The sequence below is a fragment of the Streptomyces sp. Y20 genome (genome assembly GCF_043195475.1).
In the GTDB taxonomy this organism is placed as follows: domain Bacteria; phylum Actinomycetota; class Actinomycetes; order Streptomycetales; family Streptomycetaceae; genus Streptomyces.
This window is the reverse complement of sequence record NZ_JBIDDP010000011.1, coordinates 263,129-286,048: the sequence shown is the minus strand read 5'-3', so window position 1 is coordinate 286,048 and position 22,920 is coordinate 263,129. Positions and strand designations below refer to the sequence as shown.

Sequence of the window (22,920 nt, the reverse complement as noted above, 5' to 3'; positions counted from 1 at the left end):
CCTGCACCTGCTGTGCGTACCGCTGCGCCCAGCCCTGTGCCCGGTTGATGACGGGCCCCGGCAGGTCCGACCGAAGCTCTGCTCAACAGGCGCGCCAGGATGCCCGGGAAGATCCTACTTAGACCGCACCCGGGGCGGTCTAAGTTTCCTGGTCAGCGGTCAGGAAGTCGGTGATCCGGCGGTTGGTCTCTGCATGCGCTGCGGTGGGCAGCGCGAAGTGAGTGAGATTGGCGAGGGTCTCGATCCGGGCGTGCGGTACGGCCTTGCGGGCGCGGGCCGCGACCTTCGCCGCGTCATGGGTGCGGCTGCGGCCGGCGAGAAGAACCAGGACCGGGACGCTCAGCGCCGTGGGGTCCGGGCGACGGCCGACGACTAGCTTCCGGTCCGCGAAGCCTGAGGCTGCCAGCGCGTAGAGCCGTTTCCAGTCCGGGTCGGTGTCCGTGCCCGCCGTCTCGCGGTCCAGGTAGGCGAGAGCGCGGGTTACCGTCGGGCGGACCAGTACCGGCAGCGACCGCAGGAGGAAGGCGGGGCGGTAGCCGGCGAAGCACTGGGTCGGGTCGAGCAGTACCAGCCGGTCGACCTGGTGCGCGGCGTGCAGGGCGTACGTCAGGGCGATCCAGGCGCCGTAGGAATGGCCCAGCAGGTGCACACGGGATGCACCGAGGCCGTTGAGCAGCGCGTCCAGCCAGTCCATCAGGTCGGCGGTGGTGCGCAGCGGGCGCCCCTGGCGAATGCTGCGTCCGGCGTCGCCGAGGATGTCGACGGCGAGCACCCGATGATGGGTGCCAAGCGCCCGGGCATTGGCGAACCAGACTGCCCCGGTGGAGCCGCCACCGTGTAGGAGGACTAGCGGGGTGGCGTCGGCGGGCCCGTAGGCATGGATGCGGGTGGTGCCGTACGGGGTGGGAACGTCGATCTCGGTGGTGCCGGCGGGCCAGCGGGCGACCAGTGCGTCGTAGGCGGCGAAGAACTCCTGGGATCCGGACACGGTGAACTCCTCGGAGGTCGTCTCGTTGACCAATTATCTCGCTTGGCGAGATACTAGCTGAGTGAGCGATGACATCTTCCCAGCGATGCGGCTGGTCCACCTCCTGCGCGCGGTAACCGTGGAATTCGATCTGTGCGGAGCTGAGTTCGCCGGGCAGAACGGTCTGCACCCGACCGACCTGCGGGCCCTCATCTGCCTGCTCGACGCCGAGCGGGCGGTCGCCACCGTCACGCCGGGACGGCTCGGCGAGGCGCTACGGCTCAACTCGGCGGGCACCACCGCCCTGCTCGACCGGCTGGAGCGCCTGGGGCTGGTCCGTCGCAAGCGCGACGAACACGACCGGCGACGCGTCCTGTTGACGGTAGACCAAAAGGCCGTCGAGCTGGGCTGGGCCTTCTTCCGTCCGCTCATTGCCAACCTGGTCGAGGCGGCCGAGGACTTCACCCCTGCCGAACTGGACACCATTCACCGCTACCTGACCGCAGCCCTCCATGCCGCCGCTCGCGCCAGTACCCCCAAGGGCCCCCAGTCGCAGACCCACCCGTAGCAAGGCGCCATCTCGGTCGGGACCCTGGGCCGCACACCAGAGTCCGGAGCACCCGGAGACCATGAGCAACACTGCGCACGCCCATCCGGCAGCGCATCCGTAGAGAGCGTGGGTCAGCACCTGCGCAGGTGACCGGGCCCGGCCTCAGGCAGGCCGGGCGTTGCTGGCGCTGTCTACACCGCCACGGCCGGTGGATCGGAGGTACGCGGCCTTTGCCCCGCTCCACCGGCCTGGCAGTCGCCGGACTACATTTGCCGGTCGCCTCGCCAGGCCACCGACGTCAGCGCGGCCAGGCCTCCGTGGGCTAGGCCCTTGTAGGTCACCGTCCGGGCTGGTCCCAGTTCGTGTGCGAGGCGTCCGGCCAGGTCCCTTCCGTCCTGGAACAGCCGCTCCCACTCAGCGTCGTACTTGCCGTCCTCACGGTCTCGCAGGTCCAGGTTCAACGTGGTGTCGATGTCCTCTGCCCACTTGTACAGGCCGGAGACGAGGTCGTCGGACAGGTCCAGGGCGGCAGCGGGGTCGTCGGGGAAGAAGTCTCCGAAGCCATCGGAGCGCAGCGGGCCATACTTGAACTCGCCCTCGACCGTGATGTCGATCGGGTGCGGTGGGGCGTCGTGACTGTCGCGGTCCCAGTGCAGGCGGTCGCAGCCCCAGCAGACCCACTTCACCGTGCGGTGGCGTTCGTCCCAGTAGCGGACGACCCAGGACGGCCCGAGGTGCCGTGCCAGGCGCTGTGCGGCTGCCAAGCCCTGCTTGACGTGCTTGCGCAGGTCCGGGCGGGAGGTGAATCCCTCGGGCGGGCGGGCAAGCGACCATGAGTGCAGAGCGTTGGCCAGATCCTCGGGCAGGTCCAGCCCGGAGTCGTCCAGCGGGACGTTGCGGGTGAAGGCATCCGCGTCGTCGCAGAACCCGGCATGCTCCGGCTGGTACAGCGGAGACGGTTCGTCCTGGGCGCGTACGAGCACGTGGCGCGGTTCTTCGAAGGTCATCCGGGGTTTGCTCCGATCACGAATCCGTTGTCACCCACGCTGATGGCCAGGCGCTGGGTCTTGCCGTTGAAGGCGACCTCGTAGAGAGGCCTTCCCGCTCCCTGGGTGCCGACCCTGGTGCCCTCGACCAGAGCCTTCTTCACCAGAGCCGGAATGTCCTCCACCCTGACGCCCGCGGTGGCGAATTCTCCGGCGTGCCGGAAGACGATATGGATCAGGCCCGCGTTGGCGTTACCCTTTTCGATCCAGGCGAGGTTTACACCAGGCTTGGCGTACTCGGTCACCCAGATCGTGTCCGCCTTGTTGAACTTCACGCCGGCTCGGTCACTGTGACCGATCCCCGAACGGCAACTGCTGTGGCTGGCGGGATGCGAGCGAAAGACGCTACGAGTCGCCGGCGCTGACCGTCGTCAGCGCACCGAGAAGTTGCCAGGTGGCCGCGAGCGCGGTCGTTCTCAAGTTCACGGGCGCTGAGCGCGGTAGTGACTGCGTGGGCTGATGTCAGAGTGCCGAGGCGTAGCTCGCCTCCGCCAGGCGTTCAATCTTCGATGGCCTCCGGCCCATTTTCGGACGTACCCGCGAAGCCGGGCTGAGTCTCCCCCGCCTGACCCAACGCCGGATCGGGGTTCGGGAGGTCGGCGAAGGTATGCAGGATCCGTTCCCGGAGGGCGTCGATGACACCATGGGTGTTCTGCTGGTCCTGGTTGACGTCGTTGAGGATGACCTTCTGGCGCTCGCCGTCGTCTTCGTGGTCGACCACGGCGGGTTCCTTTCCGGTGTCAGCCAGGGCTGGCGCGGCAGTGGAGAGGGCACCGAAGGCCGCGGCGAGTCCGATGCCTACAGCAGCAAGTTTCTTGTTCATTCCGGGCCAACGATCTTGCGGCTGCCCCGTCACGCGACACAGGGAAGATCCACTGCTGCTCGCGGACCCAGACCGCCAGGCCGTAGTGCGGTGCATCAGAGCGAGGTTCAGAGACAGGCACTCAGCTTGTTCTTCGTGGTCTGGCCTGGGCGCGACACGCTGCAGTTGGGACAGGCGATCGGGGGCCGCCGCTCTGGATTCGGCCGGAACGAATAACGCCAGAAGGGCGACAGCGAGCACGGTCACTGTCCGACGGCTGATCCGACTCCGCGTGATCGACATGAGACCACGCTATGAACGACACATCCGGCGAACCATCCGGCCAACCAGAGGCCTCATGGTCGGGTTCTCCCCAGTGTTGCTAGCTGACGTCGTCCGGACCGTCCTGAACCTGCCAAGGCTCATGAACATCCGCCAGCTACACCGACCTGTCACACGAAGTCAGACCTTAAAGGACAAGCTTAGGCGTCTCATCGAGGGGCTTGCCGAGGACTCGCGCGACGTAGGCGTCGGTATCCTTCCGGGGGACGCCGGGACGCGGGTCGCCGCACAAGCCGTCCAGTCCCCGCTCGACGAAGCGGCGCCGTCGTAGCGCGAGCTGGATCGGGTTGGTGGTGATGCGCACGCCCACTCGTTCAGCACCGGGTCGTTCTCGAACGAGCACACCGCGACGATGGGGGCCGGTGCCCCACCATGCGCCACGCTTGGACCCAGGTCTGCGCGGTGGTCGCCGGGACGCCGGTTCCCAGGCCCTGTCGGGATGCGGTCAGGACTTGACGATGCGGCGCACGTTGTCGACCGAGCCGCACCCGGCCTTCAGTTGACGCTCGCGCTCCTCCAAGAACGCCGCTCCCAGTTCCTCACGCCGCTCCATGGCCACGCTCTCGCGCGCACCGTTGAGGATGGTGCGTTCCTCCTCGTCGGCGTGATGGGTGACGGCCTCCACCAGTTCCTCCAGCTTGGAGTCCCACTCGTCGGATCCGACCTCCTGCACCTCCAGAAGGGCCAGAAGGGCCTCGTTGCCCTCGTCGTGTTCGTGCTCGCCGTGCTCGACCTCTTCGTTGTCGATGTTCTTGTACCTCTTCAGGGCGGGGTAGACCTTGGCCTCCTCGGCCAGCGCATGGGCGATCAGCAGGTCGGCGAACTCCTCGAGTGCGGCGGCGCGGTCGGCTTCGATGCTGCGCATCAGGCGGAACAGGTCCTCCATGCGCCGGTGGTCCTGGAGGATGAGCTCAACGACGTCCTGTGTCTGAGACATGGCGGGGTACCTATCTTCCTTGCGAGCGATCGTGGTCACTACCCCTTACCCTTACCGCCTGCGTTGATGGCTTTCGGACGCCACTCACCACGACCCGGTTTCCTCAGCGGGGCGGCGTACCCGAGAGAGAGCGTCCGCTGGAGGAGGGGGACGGACCACTGCTGCGTCTGGCGACGGGCCAGGTCGTGCAGGAGAGATCACATTTTGGAACACCGCGAATACGGCCAGCCCTGTCCGTCTCGGAAAACGACGGCACGGTGGGAAACCGGCTTTCTCGCGGCGAGGCGTCGCCGCCGCCGTCCAGGCAGACGGAGCTGTCCGCTTATGGCGGGCCGATCACTCCGACGTGAGGAGACCCGGCGCTCTGGTCACCACCGCCAGTGCAGATGTCACGTCCATCGGGTTCGGTCCGGACGGCCAGTGGCTCGCGCCAGGGAAAGAAGACGGCAGCCTCCGTCTGTTCGACGTGAGCGACCTCGCTCACTCGACCGCCGTGGGAAATCCGTTGACCGGGCACACAGCAGCGGTCCGGTACGTCGATGGCTTCGAAGGTCGAGCTGATACTCCAGGAGCTTGTGGGTGGGGGCGTACCCAGAAGTACGTCATCGACCCCCGGCGAGCAGCCGCCGGCATCTGCGGACGCGTCGGGGCTGCCTTACCCGAGCTGACTGGAGGACCTCTCTTCCGGAGGTGCCCCACCGAAAGACCTGCTGACGACCCGCTGATCGCGCCCCGGCACCGCATGACCCTGCGTTACTGGGAGGAGGGAGGCCGCCGTGTCATGACCGGTGGGGCGGCCCGGGCCGGTCACCGGGCAGGACGCCAGGGCCCGGCGGGATGGGGGCGGTACTGCCTGCCGGGGCGCGGGCGAGGATGTCCGGGCGACCGGTGACCTCGCCCGCCACGTCCTGCGGGCGCTGCTGTCCTTCACCCAAGGCGACGACCCGGAGGGGGTACGGGCCCTGCTCGCGCACCTGCGCGCGGATGCCTCACCCATTCCTGAAGACCCCGGCCAGCCGGGCCCCGGTCGTCTGCCACGACGGACCCGGAGGGCATCTGACCGGCATCGTCACCACAGCCAGGCGGTGGAGTGCCGCATCCTGGACAGGGCGCGGGCGTCGCGGCGCGCGGCGGCGTTGCCGGACTCGCCTCACGGCGACGTGGCGGGCGGCTTCCGGCTGCCGGCGGAGTGACGGCGAGGCAGAGGCCGGCGGCGTCGGTCATGCGCCTGCTCCCCTCATCGCGGCGAACAACTCGGCGGGGGTCGGCGAGAGGTGTCCACGCACGGACACGGGGTCCAACGCACAGGCGGCGACCCCCTGTTCGGAGCAGGAGGCCAGGAGGCGGGCCACGTCCGGGGCGAGGGCCGTCGCATCCGCCCGGGGCAGTGAGAGGAGCGGCGAGGGCGGGAAGGCCGGGTCCGTGGTCCCGACGACTCCGCCGCCCGGCACACTCCCCGCGGCGATCACGACGAGTCGCGGGCGGCTCGAACCGCCGAGCCCCTGCGGCCTGGCCGCCGGCGGTTGCACGGATGTCACTGGTGTGTCGTGGGCGATGGCGTACCCCATGACGCCCGGGCCCGGGTTGGTCGCGGCTTGGTCGAGGACCTCCAGGAGGTAGAGCGCTGACACGGACACGTCGGAGGTGACGCCGAGGGGGCCTGCTGTCCCAGGTTCCTGCCAGCGGGCCAGCAGGCCGACTTCGGCGGGGCGCCCCGGGTGGACGCGTACCTCCAGCGTGCGCGCCCCGAGCGGGTCGAGGCGGACCTCGGTACCGGCGCCAAGGTGGCGCGCCTGGTCCTGGAACCAGCCGAAGGCGCGGGCCGCCGCTGCCTCGGGCCCCGTGTCAGGTGACGACATTGACGGCCTCGCCTTCCAGGAACCCCCGCACGTTGCTCAGAACCTCGGCGAGGTTCTCGGTGCGGGAGCGCCGGGTGTACCAGGCCGTCCCGGGCGTGAGGAGCGTGTTGGGCACGTCGGCGAGCACCGGCACGAGATCGGCGGGCGTGTCGTCCAGGGCGACGCCTCCGAGTTCCCCGGCCACGTGCCGGCGCGCGAGGGCACCGAGATCGATCGTCCCTGCCCGGGAGACGCTGACGACGATGGCGCCGACGCGGACGGCATCGATCAGCTCGGCCGACAGCAGGCCCCGCGTCGCGTCCGTGAACGGGACCTGGACGCAGATCACGTCACTGCGGCGGGCGAGCTCGGCAAGCTCCACGACCTCGATGCCGGGGACCGGCGAGCACCGGCTGTTGCTGCCCAGTACGCGCATGCCCAGCGCCCGTCCCCGGGCCGCGACGGCCTGCCCTATGCGCCCGGTGCCGACCAGGCCCAGCACCTGCTCGTGGGCCTCGCGGCCGAGGAACGGCACATAGCGGTGGCCGACCCCGGCCGCTCCCGCCCCGTGCGCGGGCAGGAGCCGGCGGCTCAGCGCGGCGACGCAGGCGAGGACGTGCTCGGCCACGGCGGCGACCGAGTACCGCGGGCAGTGCGACACGCTGATGCCGAGGTCTGCGGCCGCCCGTAGATCGATCTGGTCGGTGGCCGACAGCATGGTGGCGATGTGCCGAACCGTCGGCGCGGCGCGCAGGATTTCCGCCGTCAGGCGGGTCCATTCCACCAGTACGACGTCCGCCTCCCGCAACCGCCGTACCGTCTCCTGCGGTCCCGGGCGGTCGAAGTGGACCCGAACGCTCCCGAGCCCGGAGAGGCAGGCCAGGAAGCCGGCCGTGATGTGGGTGGGCTCGTCGAGGTAGACGATGCGCGCGGCGCCGGCCGGGGTGGCAGCGGTCATGCGGTGAACTCCGGAGTGGACAGGACGACGTCTCGTAGGTGGCCGCAGGCCGTGGCGAACCACTCAGGGGGCCGCGCCAGGGCGATCCGTATGAACCGGGCGCCGGCCTGGTGGTCGGCCCAGTGGAAGTGGTCGCCGGGCAGGACTCCGATCTGGGCGCGGCCGAGCGTGGCGACGACGTCCTCGCTGCGGACGTCCGGCCGGTTGATGCGCAGCCAGTCGACGCTCACGGTGCTGTCGGGGAACTCGGGGGTGAGGATCGTGCCGGCCAGGGCTTTGCGCAGGGCCTGGCGGTTCTGCCGGATGGTCCTCCATATGGTGCGTTCCAGTCCCGCCTCCTGCGTGTCGCGGATGTAGGCGGTCAGCAGCCGCAGGATGAACGGGCTGACGTTGAGCAGGATGTCGTCGTGCAGTTCGAGCACGCCCGCGTACAGGTCCCGGCTCACGGCGAGGATGCTGCACTTGAGGTCTTGGGTCGGCCACGTCTTTCCGGAGTCCTCGACCACGAGGTAGCTGACGCCAGAATCCTCCAGGACCTCGTACTGGTCCCACAGGGGCGAGGTGTCGAAGAAGCGGAACGTGCAGTCCAGGATGAGGATGCGGTGGTGTGCCACGCAGTGGTCGACGATCGCGCGGAACTGGTCGGGCGTGAGGCTGAAGCCCGTCGGGTTGTTGGGCAGCGTGAGGAAGAGGGCGTCGGTGCGAATCTCGTCCAGGGTTTCGTCCAGGACCGCCGTGTTCCGCAGACGGTCCTCGCCGAGGGGGGTGAGGGCGACGTTCCTGCGCCGCAGGATGGTCGCGAGGTTGTCGAAGCAGGGTTGGAGCAGGGCCACGGACAGACCGCGGCTCGCCAGGTAGGTGGCGGCCAGGTCCGTGGAGAGGGAGGCCGAGTAGCACAGGAGCGTGTGAGGGTGCCCGGTTGCGGAGTGCTGTCCGGCGAGTGAGTAGAAGGCCTGCTGGAACTCGCGCTCCGAGTCCGACTGGAACGCCTCCTCCGCGGCGTGGAAGAGCTCGGGGAGGCTTGCGACGATCTCCCGCTGGGTGAGGTTCTGTCCCTGGTGGGCGTGCCCGTCGGCGAGGTTGAACTTGGAGTTGAGTCCGATGTCCTCGTACCGGGTCAGGTTCGTGTAGCGGTTCTCGCTGGTCAATGTGTCTCCTGTCGAGGTGAGGGCGCTACTGCCACCCGTCCGTCTTCCTGCCTGCGGTGCACCGTGACCGGCCTCGGGTCGACCGGGCTCGCCGCACGGGGGTTCGTGCCCGCCTGTCCGGGGGTGGCCCGGGCAGGCCTCGGACGCCGTGCGGGCCCGTGGTCGTCCGGCTCACCTGCCCCGCTCACCTGCCCGAGGGGTCCGGCTCCGCGGGGCGTCTCGCCCATGCTCCTTCGAGGTGGATGAGCCGTCGTTTGCCGGAGGCGAAGCGTGAGAAGTCGTCGGCACGCACGACCTCGACGTCGGGTTGCACGGTGCGGAACAGGCCCGGCAGTTCCCTCACGAACTCGGCCACCACCGGGTTGTCCTCAACGGCCCCGGCCGGGTCGACCGGCTGGACGCGCAGCTGGATCCGGGCGGGCGCGACCTGCACGATCTGGTACTGCCGTACGTTCGACGCCTCCAGGACCAGGGTGCGGTCGCACAGGTTGAGCACGATGTCCGCGGGCACCGTACGGGACGGGCCGTCGCGCAGGTACTCGTCCTCGCGCCCCCTGAATTCGGTGATCGTCCGGAAGCGGGAGCCGCAACCGCAGCGCGTGCCGGTGTCGGACAGGCGGGCGATGTCGCCCTGGTCGTACCGGATGAAGGGCATGAGGAAGTTTCCGAGGGAGGTCCCGACGAGCCGTCCGAAGCCGTCCTGGTCGGCGTCGGTGACCTCGAGGTAGACGCTGTCCTCGACGACGTGATAGCTGCGCTCGGGGCATTCGCAGGCGATCAAGGAGAGTTCCTCGGAGGAGTATTCGTCGAGAACCGGCACCCGGAACACCTCCGAGTACTTCACCCGCTCCTCCCTGCTGCTGCGCTCGGAGTTCGTGTAGGCGGCCTCCAGGCCGAACGCGTCGAGTGCGACGTTCTCCGCGGCCAGCCGCTGGAGGTAACTCGGCAACGCAGCCATGAGCCGGGGCCGCAGCTCCGCGAGGTGTTCGAGCACCAGCCGGGGCGGGCAGTCCAGCGAGACCGTGACGAACGGGTAGCCGCCGGCGAGCGACGTGAACCGTTCGGCGACAAAATACACGCTGTAGCGCCAGTCGTCCGGCTTCAGCGGTCCGCTCAGGCCCATTTCGCAGTGGCGCATGTGCAGCAGCGTCCGGTAGTCCACGCTCGCGTTGTCCTGGTAGATCGTAATGTTGTATCCGCTCGATCCCGAGGTGCGTGCCGAATGGACGGTTCTGCCGTCGGCGTGCCCGGCCGCCTCCTCCCCCATCCCCGCCTCGACGAGCATGCGTTTGTTCACCAGGGGTAATTCCTCGAAGTCCGACCAGGTGACCAGGTCTCCCGGTTCGAAGCCGACGGCCGAGTAGAGCCGACGGTAGAACGGCACGGTGGCGAACGCCGAGTCCACGAGGCACCGCACCCTTTCCAGTTGCCACGCCGCGCGCTCCTCGGGTGCCATTCGGTAGCGTCCTTGCAGTCGCTGCCGCTCGTGCTCCCACTTGCGCCGGAGCCGGAGCTGCGACCGGGGGTCCTCTTTCACGGCTCGCACGCTGCGGCGGATGTAGCGTGCGATGGCGTCGCTCGTACTCGCTTCGCCTTCCACATCGCGCCGTGTCACGTCAGTCATGCTGATTCACCACCGATTTCCTGAGGGTTTTGATGTGCTGTCCCGCGCGGGCGAAGCAAAAGGCCGTCACGCAGGTGGTGCCGATGCCGGCGCCGAGCCACAGGCCGTAGAAACCGAGCGGGGTGAACTCGGACAGGGCGGCGCCCGAACCCAGCCCGAGGATCCAGTTCCCGGCGGCCACGACGGCGGTCGGCACCCGGGTGTCGCTGAGCCCCACCAGATAGCCCATCGGCATGGTCACCAGGGTGTCGACGACGATGTAGACGATCAGGAGGGGCAGCAGCGTGGAGAGGGTCGTCTGCGTTCCCCGGTCGTGGATGCCGAAGACGTCGCGCACGATGCCGTGGAAGCAGAGGGTCACGGCCGAGGAGAGGACGAGGGAGTAGACCAGGCCTATCAGCAGCAGCGCGGTGCGCAGGTCGCGCAGCGCACGCCAGTCCTTTTCCTCGTGGGCCCACGCGGCCGCCGCCGTCGCCGCGCTGGAGAACCCGAGGGCGAAGACGACGATCAGCGATTCCAGCCGCAGGGCCACGGCGTGGGCGGAGACGGCGTGGGCTCCGTGCCGGGCGACGAAGAACGCGAGGACGGGCAGGAACCCCTCACCGAGGAGTATGCGAACCCCGATCCAGGCGCCCACCCGGCCCAGTTCGAGCAGCATCGGGGGCCTGGGGGCCGGTGAGCCTGCTCGGAGGTCCAGCTCGCGGAAGGTTCTGCCGCGCAGAAGGACGACGCCCACCAGTACCGACGCGAACATCCGCACGACGCTGCTGGCGAGCCCCGCCCCGAAGACGCCCAGCCCGGGAAGCCGGCCGACCCCGAAGATCATCGAATACCCCAGGACGAGGTTCAGGGGCACCGCCGCCAGCATGATCCAGGTCGCCGGTTTCGGCCGGCCGACCCCGGTCATCAGGCAGCGCGCATTGACGTACAGGAGGAAGAACGGCAGCCCCGCCGCCGCGCCGTTGTTGTAGTCCTGCGCGATGGCCGCGACGCCGGGGTTCTGGCCCATGAGGACGAGGATGTGCTCGGTGTTGAGGAGAACAACGATACCGAGGGCGCCGGCGAGCAGCGCGAGCCAGGCCCCCTGCACCGCCCAGCCGCGCAACTCGTCCGCGGCACTCGCCTGGTGACTGGCCGCCACCTTCGGTGCCACGGCCGTGACGAGTCCAAGGCCGAAGAGCATGACGAGGCTGAACAGACTGACCGCGAGGGTCACTCCGGCCAGCGCCTCGGAACCGGACCTGGCCACCAGGGCGGCATCGGTGAACGATATGGAGATCTGCGCCATGTAGCCGACGGCGAGAGGAAGCCCCAGCGGCAGAATCCTCCCCACGACGCGTCTGACGGAACCCGTCCCCGTCGGTGCGCGGAACGTCGAGGTGTCACCGGATCGGCTCACGCGGCGGGTCCGGTCAGCCTCGGATGGTGCCGTCCGTGTATAGGTCCCAGAACAGCGGATACGCAGTCGAATCCGGCCTCGGCCGGCTTTCACCACTCACGACGGCGTCCGTACTCACGCCGTGGTCGCCGTGCCCCCGGATTTCCGGAGATCCGTTCTCGGGATCTTCGTCGGCACGTAAGGCACTGCTCCACGTCATGGCGCCCCCTGGGTCCTCGGCTGGTGGATACCGGTTGTCGAGTCTCCCCGAAGAGCGGGGCGCATCGCTAGGTCTGAGCGGCAAGTCGTCGCCCCGTGCGGGCCCCTTTCAGGTGCCTGAAAATGCCAGGGGCAGTTGCAGTATTTCGGTGATCTTGCGACTGTGCAGGCCAGGTGTTAACGAGCCGTACGGCCGCCCCTGGATGGATCGATTTCGGCGCGGCCGCGGGGAGATTTCCGAAGTTCCTTGCGAAAAGAGGAAACTGGAGCGCTTGGGGTTCTCCGTGATGTGCGAGGCAGGTGATCAGTGCTGCCGCGGTTTTCGGGTCCTCTCCAGAGCGATGATCATGGCTTACCGGAGGAGTGACCCTGCAGGATGGACCCGTGCCGAAGAACCCGTTCCTTTGCCAGCAGCGGCAAGTACGAGGACAACGTCCTGCCCACCGGACTTCGCTCGGCTCTCCCGAACAGGCCCTGGACTGCGTCTGCGGCCTCTACCTCGACCGGTCCCGCAAGGTGACCGACGGTCCCGGGCCCGCCGACGACGGGCTGATCCGGGTGCCGGTGGGACTCGTCGTCCTCGTCGGGCCACCGGCCTCGGGCAAGACCCGCTTCGTTCGGGCACTGATCGCGGGGCGGCAGATCGATGCCGAAACCGTGGGATCCGCAGAGCACTCCCTCGCTGGTGACTGGGAGAAGCTCATAACACTCATCGACCCGAAAATCGGAGTCCGTTTCGACAACGGTGAAATCCGGATCCGACATGAGCTGCCGGCCGAGGAGGTGGTCGAGTCCGCCGCGGCGCACACGGCGCGCTCGCACCACGAACGACTCAAGACACTGCCGGTTCTTCTGCTCGATCTCCGCCTGATCGCGTGCCACGCGCGTCCCCCACACCTTGAGATCAGCATGACGGGGCGCACGCCGCACGGACCACCCAGTCGTTCGGTCACGGAGGAAACCTGGGCAGGGGCGATGCGTCAGGAGCAGGAGCGGGACCAGGCCGTGCCCAAGCAGATGACCACCGGCTGGCTCTCACGTCTGCGCCGCTGAGCCGGGCGAGCCGCCGACGGTTGTGGGCAAACCCAGGCCACCCTGGCAAGCCTCCCGCCGGTCACCTTGGGCAAGCCCAAGGGTGGTGCAGGCCGGCCGTGAGGGCGACGGTCAGGAGCACGGTGGTGAGGGCGGTGGCCGCCTGGGTGCGGGCGCGGGGACGGGGTCGGGGACGAGCGCCGGCCCGGACGGCGCCGCCGGCGTCTGCCACCTGCTCCTGCCGCTCGTTCTTCCCGTGCAAGGGCGCTCCCGCACGGGTGATACCGAGTGGGAGCGGGCCGCCCGCGGGCATCGCCGGTCGCGGCCGGGCTCGCAGGGAGGAGGTGGCCCACGTGCGCAGCAGGACAGCTGAGGACCAGCAGGGCTGCGCCCGCGCCGCGCGACGGGGGGCGGGGCGTCTCGGGGCCGGTTCACCCGGTGGGGGCGGGGGTGTAGGCGCTGACGAGGTAGAGCGCCTCGTCGTCGACGGCGTTGCGGCTCCAATCGAGGGCGATGCGCACGGGGTGCCCGTCGGCGGGGTACCGCGCCTGCGCCGTCTCGGCGTGCTCCTTGCGGGCTTGTTCCAACCGCCGCAACAGCCCGCCGAGCGTGGGCACCTCGGCGTGTTCGCGGACCTGGCGCCGGCTGTCCTCGTCCAGCCCGGCCACCTCGGACACCTTGCCGTCGTGCACCTGGACCCGGAACCGCCCGGCCAGCGCCTCCGTCGTCGACGTCAACGTGTAGCCGTAGGCGGCGGGTTCCCGCCACGCGGTCGTCCCGCCTGCGGCGGTGTGCCGGGGCCCACCGGCCGCGTGGCTCCGTACGGACTCGGCGGTGCCGCCGCACGCGGTCACGAGGCACAGCGCGGCGCCCGTCAGCGCGGCGGCGGCCAGCGGGCGGGCGGGGAAACGTCCAGCACTCATGGGACTCCTCCGGTTCGGTTACCGCAACGACGCGGGAGGACCCGGGTTCGTTCACCGCCCGCCCCGTGCACGGCCCGCCGCACCCGGGGACGGCGGGCAGGCAGCGGCTTGCGCGCACCTGCCGGCCCGACGCGGGAGCGCCCTCGGAAGTGGTACCGGTCAGTGGTGCCAGTAGTCGCGCTCGGGGAGTTCCACCCACAGCTCGGGGGGCCCGGTGAAGGGCCGCGGGTCGGCGGGGAAGAGGCCCGCGTGGGCGCAGCACTCGGCGATCGCGTGGGAGCCGTAGATGTACGCGGTGAGGACCTCCTCGGGAGGCGTACCGGTGCACGGGCCCCCGCCGGGGTGCAGGTCCCAGCTCTCGACGACACCGTCGCGCACGAGGCTGCCCTGGTTGCCGCTCTTGGGGTTGGCGTACATGCCGTAGCAGACGGTGCCGGCGCAGAGCAGGGCCTGTACGCCCGGCATCTGCGGCCCGTATCCCCAGGGCTGGGTGACGACGCAACCGCCCGGTACGGTCGTCACCCCGACGATGCGCAGGCTGTCATCCGTGTCGACGCCGTACGGGTCGTCCAGGAGCTCGGCGAGCAGCCCGGCGTCCGGCGGCACCGCTGCCAGGCGCCGTACGGCCTCCTGCGCGTCGATGCCGGCCACGCAGGCCAGTCCCGTGCCGTCGTAGTAGCCGACGTCGGCCAGGGCCGCGATGCGCCGCCGGCCTTCCCGCGCCGCCGCTGACTCGGCCTCGCTGAGCCCCGGTTCGCCCTCGGGCAGCGGGAACAGGTCCGGTGTGGGACCGGCCAGGCTCAGCCTCCCCGGTGACCATCCGGCCAGCACCGGCCGCCACGGGTCGGCTCCCGCGGCGACGAGGACGCGTGCGATCTGAGGCCGGTGCCCGGCCACCGCCTCCCACAGCGCGGTCGTACCGTCCTCCAGGGCGTCGACGTCGGCGACGCGCCCGGCCAGCTCCGCGACGACCTCGGGCGAGCCGAACGCCACGGCCCGGTGCAGGGGCCGTTCCCCGCACGGCAGCGCCTCCGGATCGGCGCCCTGGTCGAGCCGTCGCCGGATGTCCCGGTGGTCGCGCCAGCCCTCCCAGTCGACGCCGCCCTCCCAGCCGTCCCCCGGTCCCGTCCCCATGTCGCCTCCCGCGCCCCGCCCGACGGCATCCTGCCGTACACCGACCACCCTTGCAGACGGGTCCGACACGCCGCCGGGGACATGAGGGCCTGCCGGGGCAGGCAGGGCACAGCTCAGCGTGAGAGCGGCGAGAACGGCCTCGACCGGGCCGGCGGGGAAGGCGTCAGGGCGGCGAGCACCGCGGGAACGTCGGCGGTCCAGGCGGCCGGATCCGCGCCGACGAGGCGCTGCAGTACAGCGGCGTAGCCGTCGGCGCCTGCGTCCGGGGCGTCGGCGAGGGCGGCGGCGGCCGCGAGCGGGCCGGCCGCCGCCGCCGGCTCCCGCAGGTCCTGAAGAGCGAGAGCCGGTGTGATGGCGCGACGCCGGGCGGACGACGGAACGCGGGTCGGGCGGGCCGGCCGGCATCAGCCGGCGCGGCGCCGCCAGCAGCGGCGCGGGCAGGACCGACGACCAGTGTCACACCCGCAGCCAGGACGCGAGCGGCTCCATCCGGCCGCCGGCCTGCAAGGGGTCGGCGTCGGCGGGCAGGGCCGGGGTGACCTCGCCGGCGGCGGGGGCCGGGCCGAGTGCGGCGCACGCCCGCTGGTGCAGGCCGCCGGCCCGCTCGGGCGGGCAGGTGGCCACGGTGGTCGGCGCGCAGCTCGGTGAGGATGTCGCCGTAGCGATCGGCATAGAGGACGCCTTCGGCGACGATGTGGATCCGGCGTCCAGGGCGTAGCGGGCGGTCAGCCCGATCAGGCCGATGTTCGCGGCGCCAGGCCGGTCCCGCTCGCGGAGCGATGCGGCGGAGGTTGTCCTGGCCGACCACGGCCGGGCCGCGGCCGAACCTCTCGCGCAGGCCGGCCCCACGCCTCGCTTGGCGAAAGTTAGCGAAGCCCCCGTTGCACGAGTGTGGCGGTGTGTGTGGTGGCGCCTACGCTGACGACCCCGCCCGCGGCAGCTCCCACAGCTCCGGCAAGACCTCCTCTGGCTCGGACACGTCCTCCTGTCCCACGGCGGCCTCCGGCCAGTCCGGCTCCGGCTCGCCCGCCTCGCCGACGGCGCGGACCAGCCGAGCGGGACCTGAGGAAGAGCATCGGCATGAGCGGGATGATGGCGATCTCCATCAGACCACCAATCCGCAGCTCGCGTGGCCCCGGATCACACAGGGATGTTCCGGCCTGTCACGCTCACGGGAGAGCCATTGTGAAGGAAGCAGTACGTATCGGCAGAAACCCGTCCGCGGAACCTGATCTGCAGCGCCTGCTGCACGAGGTGGCGCTGGGTGATCAGGAGGCTTTCGCCGCAGTCTACGACGCGGTGGCCGGTTCCGTTCTTGGGGTCGCCCGGGCCGTTTTGCGTGACCAGGCACAGTCGGAGGAGGTGGCGCAGGAGGTGCTGGTGGAGGTGTGGCGCACGGCTCCGCGCTATCGGCCCGAGCGTGGCACGGTCATCAACTGGATCCTCACTCTCGCCCACCGGCGGGCCGTGGACCGGGTCCGGTCGGTGGAGGCCGCTGCGGCCCGTGACACCAAGGCCGCTCTGCTCGAGCATCAGCCGGCCTACGACGAGGTGACCGAGCAGGTCGAACGCCGGCTCGAGCAGGAACAGGTGCGGCGGTGCCTGCGCACCCTGACCGAGCTGCAGCGGCAGTCGGTCACTCTCGCGTATTACCGGGGCCTGACCTACCGGGAGGTCGCCGAGGCGCTCGCGCTGCCTCTCGGCACCGTCAAGACCCGGCTGCGCGATGGACTCATCCGGCTCCGTGACTGCCTGGGGGTGACCGCATGACCACGACTGATCTGCACGCTCTGACCGGCGCCTACGCGGTGCACGCACTGCACGACGAGGAACGTGCCGCCTTCGAGCGTCACCTGGCCGAGTGCGACGCGTGCGAGCAGGAGGTCGCGGAGTTCACGGCCACTGCCGGACGCCTGGCCCTGGCCTCCACGGTGCGCACACGCCCCGTCATGCGCGAGCAGGTCCTGCAGCGCATCACCACCGTGCGGCAGGTGCCGCCCGGTGCCGTGCCCCTGGAGCGGGTACGCCGCGGTGTGCGGCGCGGCGTGGGCCTGGCCCGGTGGGCGCTGGCCGCCAGTGTGGCCGCTGCGGCTGCCTTCGGCGGAACCGCGGTATGGCAGTACGAACGCGCCCAGGACGCGCAGAACCAGGCCGCACAGGCCCAGCGGCACGTCCAGGACCTGGCCGGTGTGCTGGCCGCGCCTGATGCCAAGTCGCGCTCGGCGAAGGTGGCGGGCGGCGCGGGCACGCTGGTGATCTCCGCCGGCCGGGACCGGGCCGTGTTCGTGGCGTCAAAGATGGCGGCACCACCGCGGGGCAAGGTGTACCAGCTGTGGTTCGCCGATGGGGGGAAGATGCGCTCGGCCGGCCTGATGGACCCCGGCCTCAGCAGCCAGGCCGTGCTCATGCAGGGAGCGGTCGACGGCGCCTCCGCGGTGGGCATCACGGTGGAACCGGCGGGCGGATCGAAGCAGCCGACCTCGACGCCCCTCGCCCTGCTCGGCGTACCGACGTGAGAGTACGCGTGGGGAAGCCGTCCGACGGACGGCTCCCCCACGCGGCGATCAGCCTCGACGCGGTGGCCGGGGAAGGAAGCCGCTGGTGCGGGTCACGTACGCGTCCCAGCCGGGACGGCCGGCCATATGCTGTTCCAGCAGGCGTTTCCCGCTTCCGTTGATCAACAACGTACTCATCACCAGCGGTGAGATGACGGAGACTGCCGCGGCCTGCCGTCCGCCGTCGCAGGCGACGAGGAACAGCCCCCACCAGACGCAGAGGTCACCGAAGCAATTGGGGTGCCGGGTCAGCCGCCACAGCCCTCGGTCCATGATGCGGCCCCGGTTGGCTGGGTCCGCCTGGAAACGGGCCAGCTGGGCATCGCCGACAGCTTCGAAGAACAGTCCGACGGCCCAGACGGCCGTCCCGGCCCAGGCCGGGGCGGACAGCGGCCGGGACGTGAACTGGGCTGCCTGCACCGGCAGAGAGACAAGCTCAGTGAGCCCCAGCCGCAGCCGATGTCCAGCAGGCGGGCGCCCGGGACGAGGCCGAGCTTGCGGCAGATCTACTCCAGCTTGGCGCGCTGCGCATCGGCCGGGCTGACCTCGGGTTCCGCCCCGGTCCAGTAGCCGCAGGGGTACGCCATCGTCTCGTCGAGGAGAAGGCGGCAGAAGTCGTTGGACAGGTCATAGTGGTGGCTGATGGCCGCCCGGTCGCGGGCCTTGCTGTGCAGGCCGCCACGCAGCCGTGCCTGAGTAGCGGGCGCAGGCGGGCGCGGGCCGACGGCACCGAGCCGCACCGCCTCAGCAACCGCCTGTGTCCAGTCGGCCGGGGAAAGCCTCGGGCGGTGCAGACCCCGCTACCGAACGGCGGCCCACATGGCACGCAGCCCCTGCGCGAGATCGCCCTCCATGTCGAATTCTCCGGTGACGTATGCCTGGGCCAGGCCGAGCTCGCCGGGCTGCCACAGCAGGCGGCGCAGTGCGCGCCGCGAGCGCACAACGACCACCGGGGCGCCGGCCGGACCGGACTCGCTGCCGTCCCAGGTGGGCAACCGCACCGGCAGCGGGCCGCCGAGCGCACCCTCCGCGAGGGCGGCGAGCCGCTGTGCGGCACCGGTACACACTGGAGTGCGGGCGGTCGTCATCACGCCGGGTTCTCCTCGGTGAGCAGGTATTGCTGGACATCTAGATACCCGGAGCGGAATCCGGCCTCGGAATAGGCCAGATAGAAAGTCCATAGACGACGGAAAGTCTCGTCGCAACCGAGAGCGTCGACCTCAGCGGCGCGGTCCGTAAACCGCTCCCGCCACAGGCGCAGCGTCTCCGCGTAGTGCGCGCCGAAGCCATCCCGGGCGGCCACCGCCAGCCCCGTGGCCGGCTCGGGCCGGGGGGCAGGGCGGTCACCACCTCACCCCCAGGGCGGCGGCGGCCTCGACGCCGCTGCGGCAGCCGTCCTCGTGGAACCCCCAGCCGTGGTAGGCGCCCGCGAACGCGGTGACGGACGTGGTCAGTTCGGGCAGCCGGCGCTGGGCGGCGACCGATTCGGGCATGTACACGGGGTGTTCGTAGGTCATGCGGGCCAGCACCTGGGCGGGATCGACACGGTCCTGGCCGCCGAGCGTGACGATGTACGTCTGCGGGGTGCCGAGTCGTTGCAGCCGGTTCATGTCGTAGCTCACCCGCACCCGGTCCGCGCCGGCCCCGCACGTGGGCATCAGGTAGTTCCACGAGGCGCGGGCCCCGCTCGCCCGCGGAAGCAGCGTGGTGTCGGTGTGCAGCAGGGTGGCGTTACGGGAATACCGGAACGCGCCGAGGGCCTCCTTCTCGTCCGGAGTCGGGTCGCCGAACAGCCGCAGCGCCTGATCCGGGTGGACGGCGACGACGATGTGGTCGTAGGAGGCGGTGGTCCCGTCGCCGGCGGTCACCTCCACGCCGTCCGCGTGACGCAGCACGGACCGCACGGGAGTGCCGGCGCGCACCTCGTGCAGGCCGGCCGCGATCCGCTCGACGCACGTTGCTGAGCCGCCCGTGTTGTCTCCCTCCCCGGACGGATGAAACGGCACTTTCAGAGGGCTGGTCCGCAGGCATTGAGGTCTGCGGACCAGCCCTCTGAGGGGGCATCCGGCAGGCTCTGCCGGATGGGCGGCCGGCGAATGCCCGGCACGAAGGACGCGCGCCGGCCGGTCGCTCCCGTCAAGGCGACCGGACGGGGCGCGCGTCCTCGGCTCGCACGGGCGTCAGCTCTTCGGCATCAGGACGGTGTCGATGATGTAGACGTTGGCGTTGGCGGTCTTGACGTTGCCGCAGACCACCTTGGCGGAGTCGTTGACCGTGTAGGACTCGCCCGAGCCGGAGGTCATCACCTTCGACTTCTCCAGCGTGTCGAAGGAGCCGTTCTGAAGGTCTGTGGGCGTCAGCTTCTGGCCGACGACGTGGTAGGTGAGGATCTTCGTCAGCTGGGCCTTGTCGTTCAGAACCTTGTCCAGGGTTGCCTTCGGGATCTTCTTGAAGGCGTCGTTGGTCGGCGCGAACACGGTGATGTTCTGGGCGTTGTTGAGCGTGTCGACCAGGCCGGCCTTCTTCACCGCCGTCACGAGGGTGGAGAGCGCCGGGTTGTTGGAGGCGGCGGTGGCGACCGGGTCCTTGGCCATGCCGTGGAAGGAGCCGGCGCCGTTCTCCGGCACGGAGGAACAGGCCGGGCCGAACGGCTGGTTCATGCTGCTTGCGCTGCTGCTCGAGCCGCCCATGTCGTCGCTGCGCTTGGTCGCCAGAGCAGACGCCTTGTTCGATGAGTCGGACTTGCCCGAGTCACTGCTGCCGCTGGAGCAGGCGGCCAGGGCCACGGGCAGGACGGCGGCAGCGGCGAGAAGGCCGGCGGTACGACGGATGCGGGTGCTCATCATGTTCTCCTGTTGGAAGGTGCAGCACGAAGCGGCTGCGTTATGGGGATTTCGGAAAGGTGGTTCGCAAGGGCGGGGCCCTTGTGGTGGGGGCGGGTTATCACTCGACGGTCACGACGACGGAGTGCCAGCCGCTGGCGCCGTCGGGGATCGTGCGAGTCCGCTTGCCGGTCTGCACCGCGCCGGTCCGGTCGGTGGCGCGGACGGTGAGGGTGTGGCCTCTCTTGGTGGCCTGCCAGGGAAGGGACCACTGGCGCCATGTGTCGCGGGTGTCCTCGGCGGCCAGGTGGGCTTCCTGCCAGGGCCCGTCGTCGATGCGGACCTCGACCTTGTCGATGCCCCGGTGCTGGGCCCAGGCGACGCCGGCGACCATCACCGTGCCGGCCTTCGGCCGGGCGAACGGCTTGGGCGTGTCGATACGTGACCCGGTCTTGATCGGGGCCCTGCGGGCCCATCCGCGCTTGACCCAGTAGGGGTCGTAGGAATCGAAGGTGGTGAGCTCGATGTCCTCGATCCACTTGCAGGCCGAGACGAATCCGTACAGGCCCGGTACCACCATCCGTACCGGGAAACCGTGCTCGAAAGGCAGCGGCTCACCGTTCATGCCGAGCGCGAGCATCGCGTCCCGGCCGTCCATGACGTCCTCGACCGGGCTCCCGATCGTCATACCGTCCACCGACCGGGACACCAACTGATCCGCCGGACCGCCCCGGGACGGAGGCTTCACACCGCACTCGGCCAGCAGGTCGGCCAGCCGCACTCCGATCCAGCGGGCGTTGCCCACATACGGGCCGCCGACCTCGTTGGACACACATGCCAGGGTGATGTCCCGCTCGATCAGCTCCCTGCGCAGCAGGTCGTCGAAGGAGTAGGCGGCCGGACGGCGTACCCCCTTGCCGTGGATACGCAGCCGCCAGGTCGTGGCGTCCACCTCGGGCACCACCAGCGCGGTGTCCACCCGGTAGAAGTCGTCGTTCGGGGTGACGAACGGGCTGACTCCGGGGGCGCGCAACGCAGCCCTCTTGGGCACCGGTCGCGCCGACGACCCGGGATCGGGGAGCACGACGTTCTTGCGCGAGGCGATCGCGTCCTGGCCGCTGGAGGCGTTCAGTGACCGGCCGACCGCGCCTACCGCGGCAGAGGCCGCTGCGGCAGACGCGGCCGCCAGGACGAATCCCCGCCGGTCCCATCCCTGGCCCGCATGCAGACCGGCTCCCGCTTCCTCGGCCGCGGGCTCGGGCGCCGGTGCCCGCCTCACCGCGGTCAGGCGGCCCACCAGAACGTACAGAAGCAGAGCCCCTGCAACAGTCCCCACGACAGAGGGCAGTGCGTCGGTGAGGCTGGTGGAGTCGGGGCGGCTGACGGCGGCCGCCGCCCCCACGGCCCCGAAGAGAAGGACCCCGGCGGCTCCGACCCGCCTGAACCCCACCGCCAGCACCCCCAGCGCCAGAGCGAGCACAGCCAGCACGGCGAGGATGCCGAGCTGCAGTACGAGCTTGTCGTTGGTGCCGAAGTGGCGGATCGCCCAGTCCTTGACCGGAGCGGGGGTTGCGTCGATGGACGCGCCGCCCACCGCGATGACCGGACTGGACTGCGGACGCAACCCCGCCGCGACCAGTTCGGCCACCGCCAGTGCGGCGAAGCCGGCCAGCACCCCGCTCAACGCACCCAGCGCACGACGCGGCAGACCCGGCCGTGCCCGCTGATCCTTCTCTTCGTCCCTCACGCAGGGAATCCGGTTCTGCACACGGGGTGGATTGGTCCCAGACCTGATCAGGTGAAAGAAGATCCCGGACCAATCCACCCCGCGTTCCGCAACGGATTACCCATTCAGACGCCGGCGGACATCGCCGTCATTGCTGCACCTGGGTATGGGCGTATGGCCTGCCCGGGGGTGCCTGCGCAGGAGTCCAAGCGCCCCGGGTCCCCGCTGCGGCTGCCACGTCACATTCCCGCGTGCCAGCCGGTGTTGACGCAGGCATTGCCGAAGGCCGGGTTCAGCAAGCCGATCACGTCGACGGTGTTGCCGCAGGCGTTGACCGGGGTGTTGATCGGAATCTGGACCACGTTGCCGGACAGTACGCCCGGCGAACCGACCGCAGCCGCCTGCGCGCCGCTGTCGGCCGACGCCGCCGCCGCTCCAGCGAGCACCACCGCGCCCGCAGCAGCCACCAGACCCGCACTCCGCATCACTCGAGACCGCAGATACGTCATGTTCACGTGCCTTCCTCCTCGTTGCGGCGGCAGTCGCCGCCGGCCGGTCGCGTGCCGCGTCCAGGCACCGGTGATCCGCTGCCACCATGCGCGCGGACTGCTCAGAACGGCCCGGATCACCCGATCGCGCTACACCGGTGTTGCCATCGAGCGTCGTCGGCACACCGTCCCCTCCCGCCATTACCGGTCGCCTGTCCGCTGGAACGCGGCCGTCCAGGGAAAATGCACGCGCGGGGCTGAACAGCCCGAGCCGCACACAGGGTGACCACTGGCTCGGACGCGCTCATCCGGCCGGAAACCAGGCACACGGAACACCCCCCTTCCGATGCTCAGAGGACACCAAGCCTTTCTGTCGACGGCTGCGGATTCCCTGCGCGAGATGTCACTGCGGAGTGGCTCCTATGCGGCGC

22 protein-coding genes and 4 pseudogenes are annotated in these 22,920 nt (G+C 70.2%); 5 read left to right on the top strand and 21 right to left on the bottom strand.

All coding sequences use genetic code 11. The features are described 5' to 3' along the window. Positions 1-139 precede the first annotated feature (139 nt). On the bottom strand, positions 140-988 hold the full coding sequence (locus ACGFT1_RS26705) for an alpha/beta fold hydrolase (RefSeq protein ID WP_373911513.1): 849 nt from the start codon (positions 986-988) through the stop codon (positions 140-142). 85 nt (positions 989-1,073) lie between these two features. Here ACGFT1_RS26705 and ACGFT1_RS26700 point away from each other — a divergent pair, with 85 nt between their 5' ends. Then, complete coding sequence (locus tag ACGFT1_RS26700) at positions 1,074-1,535, top strand: MarR family winged helix-turn-helix transcriptional regulator (protein ID WP_373911545.1); 462 nt, start codon at positions 1,074-1,076, stop codon at positions 1,533-1,535. A gap of 245 nt (positions 1,536-1,780) precedes the next feature. On the opposite strand, the gene ACGFT1_RS26695 is transcribed toward ACGFT1_RS26700, so the two are convergent. The 3 genes from ACGFT1_RS26695 to ACGFT1_RS26685 all read right to left on the bottom strand — a co-directional run bounded on the left by ACGFT1_RS26695 (position 1,781) and on the right by ACGFT1_RS26685 (position 3,386). Next, positions 1,781-2,524 carry a hypothetical protein gene (locus ACGFT1_RS26695; RefSeq protein ID WP_373911512.1) on the bottom strand — a complete coding sequence of 248 codons (744 nt, stop codon included), beginning with the start codon at positions 2,522-2,524 and terminating at the stop codon, positions 1,781-1,783. Then, positions 2,521-2,838 carry a hypothetical protein gene (locus ACGFT1_RS26690; RefSeq protein ID WP_373911511.1) on the bottom strand — a complete coding sequence of 106 codons (318 nt, stop codon included), beginning with the start codon at positions 2,836-2,838 and terminating at the stop codon, positions 2,521-2,523. The genes ACGFT1_RS26695 and ACGFT1_RS26690 overlap by 4 nt, the downstream gene beginning before the upstream one ends. 224 nt (positions 2,839-3,062) lie before the next feature. Continuing rightward, the gene (locus tag ACGFT1_RS26685) at positions 3,063-3,386 is read right to left on the bottom strand and encodes a hypothetical protein (protein WP_373911510.1); all 324 of its coding nucleotides are present in this window, start codon (positions 3,384-3,386) and stop codon (positions 3,063-3,065) included. Between the two features lie 337 nt (positions 3,387-3,723). On the opposite strand from ACGFT1_RS26685, the gene ACGFT1_RS26680 reads away from it, so the two are divergent. Then, the gene (locus tag ACGFT1_RS26680) at positions 3,724-3,978 is read left to right on the top strand and encodes a hypothetical protein (protein WP_373911509.1); all 255 of its coding nucleotides are present in this window, start codon (positions 3,724-3,726) and stop codon (positions 3,976-3,978) included. 174 nt (positions 3,979-4,152) lie between these two features. On the opposite strand, the gene ACGFT1_RS26675 is transcribed toward ACGFT1_RS26680, so the two are convergent. The 6 genes from ACGFT1_RS26675 to ACGFT1_RS26650 form a co-directional block, all read right to left on the bottom strand. After that, on the bottom strand, positions 4,153-4,644 hold the full coding sequence (locus tag ACGFT1_RS26675) for a hemerythrin domain-containing protein (protein WP_373911508.1): 492 nt from the start codon (positions 4,642-4,644) through the stop codon (positions 4,153-4,155). Between the two features lie 1,220 nt (positions 4,645-5,864). After that, on the bottom strand, positions 5,865-6,503 hold the full coding sequence (locus ACGFT1_RS26670) for a hypothetical protein (protein WP_373911507.1): 639 nt from the start codon (positions 6,501-6,503) through the stop codon (positions 5,865-5,867). After that, the gene (locus ACGFT1_RS26665; RefSeq protein ID WP_373911506.1) at positions 6,490-7,440 is read right to left on the bottom strand and encodes a 2-hydroxyacid dehydrogenase; all 951 of its coding nucleotides are present in this window, start codon (positions 7,438-7,440) and stop codon (positions 6,490-6,492) included. Before ACGFT1_RS26665 ends, ACGFT1_RS26670 begins: the two co-directional genes overlap by 14 nt. After that, entirely contained in the window at positions 7,437-8,588 is a 1,152-nt protein-coding gene (locus ACGFT1_RS26660; RefSeq protein WP_373911505.1) for a pyridoxal phosphate-dependent aminotransferase, read from the bottom strand. The genes ACGFT1_RS26665 and ACGFT1_RS26660 overlap by 4 nt, the downstream gene beginning before the upstream one ends. 184 nt (positions 8,589-8,772) lie before the next feature. Next, complete coding sequence (locus ACGFT1_RS26655; protein ID WP_373911504.1) at positions 8,773-10,044, bottom strand: phenylacetate--CoA ligase family protein; 1,272 nt, start codon at positions 10,042-10,044, stop codon at positions 8,773-8,775. A 160-nt stretch (positions 10,045-10,204) separates the two neighbouring features. Continuing rightward, positions 10,205-11,545 carry an MATE family efflux transporter gene (locus ACGFT1_RS26650; protein ID WP_373911503.1) on the bottom strand — a complete coding sequence of 447 codons (1,341 nt, stop codon included), beginning with the start codon at positions 11,543-11,545 and terminating at the stop codon, positions 10,205-10,207. A 648-nt stretch (positions 11,546-12,193) separates the two neighbouring features. On the opposite strand from ACGFT1_RS26650, the gene ACGFT1_RS26645 reads away from it, so the two are divergent. Continuing rightward, positions 12,194-12,862: a hypothetical protein gene (locus tag ACGFT1_RS26645; RefSeq protein WP_373911502.1), complete on the top strand. Its 669-nt coding sequence runs from the start codon at positions 12,194-12,196 to the stop codon at positions 12,860-12,862. 410 nt (positions 12,863-13,272) lie between these two features. On the opposite strand, the gene ACGFT1_RS26640 is transcribed toward ACGFT1_RS26645, so the two are convergent. The 4 genes and pseudogenes from ACGFT1_RS26640 to ACGFT1_RS26625 form a co-directional block, all read right to left on the bottom strand. Beyond that, positions 13,273-13,764 (bottom strand): DUF6174 domain-containing protein, encoded by a 492-nt coding sequence (locus tag ACGFT1_RS26640; protein WP_373911501.1) that lies wholly within the window; start codon positions 13,762-13,764, stop codon positions 13,273-13,275. 159 nt (positions 13,765-13,923) lie between these two features. Continuing rightward, the gene (locus tag ACGFT1_RS26635; protein ID WP_373911500.1) at positions 13,924-14,898 is read right to left on the bottom strand and encodes an ankyrin repeat domain-containing protein; all 975 of its coding nucleotides are present in this window, start codon (positions 14,896-14,898) and stop codon (positions 13,924-13,926) included. 456 nt (positions 14,899-15,354) lie between these two features. Beyond that, positions 15,355-15,570 (bottom strand): hypothetical protein, encoded by a 216-nt coding sequence (locus tag ACGFT1_RS26630; RefSeq protein ID WP_373911499.1) that lies wholly within the window; start codon positions 15,568-15,570, stop codon positions 15,355-15,357. Continuing rightward, positions 15,518-15,742 (bottom strand): annotated as a pseudogene (locus ACGFT1_RS26625) (kinase); the annotation flags it as partial. The gene ACGFT1_RS26630 and the pseudogene ACGFT1_RS26625, both read right to left, overlap by 53 nt. Before the next feature lie 341 nt (positions 15,743-16,083). Between ACGFT1_RS26625 and ACGFT1_RS26620 the strand changes: the two are divergent. Both ACGFT1_RS26620 and ACGFT1_RS26615 read left to right on the top strand, forming a co-directional pair. Then, a complete protein-coding gene (locus ACGFT1_RS26620) occupies positions 16,084-16,668 on the top strand; it encodes a sigma-70 family RNA polymerase sigma factor (protein ID WP_373911544.1) in 585 nt (194 codons plus the stop codon). Next, positions 16,665-17,414 carry an anti-sigma factor domain-containing protein gene (locus tag ACGFT1_RS26615; protein WP_373911498.1) on the top strand — a complete coding sequence of 250 codons (750 nt, stop codon included), beginning with the start codon at positions 16,665-16,667 and terminating at the stop codon, positions 17,412-17,414. The genes ACGFT1_RS26620 and ACGFT1_RS26615 overlap by 4 nt, the downstream gene beginning before the upstream one ends. Positions 17,415-17,462: 48 nt before the next feature. On the opposite strand, the pseudogene ACGFT1_RS26610 reads toward ACGFT1_RS26615, so the two are convergent. The 7 genes and pseudogenes from ACGFT1_RS26610 to ACGFT1_RS26580 form a co-directional block, all read right to left on the bottom strand. Next, positions 17,463-17,897, bottom strand: a pseudogene (locus ACGFT1_RS26610) (DUF1295 domain-containing protein); the annotation flags it as partial. Then, a pseudogene (locus ACGFT1_RS26605) lies at positions 17,885-18,541 on the bottom strand (class I SAM-dependent methyltransferase); the annotation flags it as partial. The pseudogenes ACGFT1_RS26610 and ACGFT1_RS26605, both read right to left, overlap by 13 nt. Continuing rightward, positions 18,541-18,768: pseudogene (locus ACGFT1_RS26600) on the bottom strand (class I SAM-dependent methyltransferase); the annotation flags it as partial. The pseudogenes ACGFT1_RS26600 and ACGFT1_RS26605, both read right to left, overlap by 1 nt. Before the next feature lie 28 nt (positions 18,769-18,796). Beyond that, a complete protein-coding gene (locus ACGFT1_RS26595; protein ID WP_373911543.1) occupies positions 18,797-19,480 on the bottom strand; it encodes an FAD-dependent oxidoreductase in 684 nt (227 codons plus the stop codon). A 153-nt stretch (positions 19,481-19,633) separates the two neighbouring features. Beyond that, a complete protein-coding gene (locus ACGFT1_RS26590) occupies positions 19,634-20,296 on the bottom strand; it encodes a fasciclin domain-containing protein (RefSeq protein ID WP_373911497.1) in 663 nt (220 codons plus the stop codon). Positions 20,297-20,396: 100 nt separating this feature from the next. Next, the gene (locus tag ACGFT1_RS26585) at positions 20,397-22,022 is read right to left on the bottom strand and encodes a molybdopterin-dependent oxidoreductase (RefSeq protein ID WP_373911496.1); all 1,626 of its coding nucleotides are present in this window, start codon (positions 22,020-22,022) and stop codon (positions 20,397-20,399) included. A 218-nt stretch (positions 22,023-22,240) separates the two neighbouring features. Further along, positions 22,241-22,486, bottom strand: coding sequence for a chaplin (locus ACGFT1_RS26580; RefSeq protein ID WP_373911542.1), 246 nt, complete (start codon positions 22,484-22,486; stop codon positions 22,241-22,243). Between the last annotated feature and the right edge of the window lie 434 nt (positions 22,487-22,920).

Bases quoted from the DNA above. Each gene is read 5' to 3' on its own strand.
- ACGFT1_RS26700 (WP_373911545.1), top strand. From the start codon at position 1,074: ATGCGGCTGGTCCACCTCCTGCGCGCGGTAACCGTGGAATTCGATCTG.
- ACGFT1_RS26695 (WP_373911512.1), bottom strand. From the start codon at position 2,524: ATGACCTTCGAAGAACCGCGCCACGTGCTCGTACGCGCCCAGGACGAA.
- ACGFT1_RS26685 (WP_373911510.1), bottom strand. From the start codon at position 3,386: ATGAACAAGAAACTTGCTGCTGTAGGCATCGGACTCGCCGCGGCCTTC.
- ACGFT1_RS26680 (WP_373911509.1), top strand. From the start codon at position 3,724: ATGGTCGGGTTCTCCCCAGTGTTGCTAGCTGACGTCGTCCGGACCGTC.
- ACGFT1_RS26675 (WP_373911508.1), bottom strand. From the start codon at position 4,644: ATGTCTCAGACACAGGACGTCGTTGAGCTCATCCTCCAGGACCACCGG.
- ACGFT1_RS26670 (WP_373911507.1), bottom strand. From the start codon at position 6,503: ATGTCGTCACCTGACACGGGGCCCGAGGCAGCGGCGGCCCGCGCCTTC.
- ACGFT1_RS26665 (WP_373911506.1), bottom strand. From the start codon at position 7,440: ATGACCGCTGCCACCCCGGCCGGCGCCGCGCGCATCGTCTACCTCGAC.
- ACGFT1_RS26655 (WP_373911504.1), bottom strand. From the start codon at position 10,044: ATGGCACCCGAGGAGCGCGCGGCGTGGCAACTGGAAAGGGTGCGGTGC.
- ACGFT1_RS26640 (WP_373911501.1), bottom strand. From the start codon at position 13,764: ATGAGTGCTGGACGTTTCCCCGCCCGCCCGCTGGCCGCCGCCGCGCTG.
- ACGFT1_RS26635 (WP_373911500.1), bottom strand. From the start codon at position 14,898: ATGGGGACGGGACCGGGGGACGGCTGGGAGGGCGGCGTCGACTGGGAG.
- ACGFT1_RS26630 (WP_373911499.1), bottom strand. From the start codon at position 15,570: ATGCCGATCGCTACGGCGACATCCTCACCGAGCTGCGCGCCGACCACC.
- ACGFT1_RS26615 (WP_373911498.1), top strand. From the start codon at position 16,665: ATGACCACGACTGATCTGCACGCTCTGACCGGCGCCTACGCGGTGCAC.
- ACGFT1_RS26590 (WP_373911497.1), bottom strand. From the start codon at position 20,296: ATGAGCACCCGCATCCGTCGTACCGCCGGCCTTCTCGCCGCTGCCGCC.
- ACGFT1_RS26580 (WP_373911542.1), bottom strand. From the start codon at position 22,486: ATGCGGAGTGCGGGTCTGGTGGCTGCTGCGGGCGCGGTGGTGCTCGCT.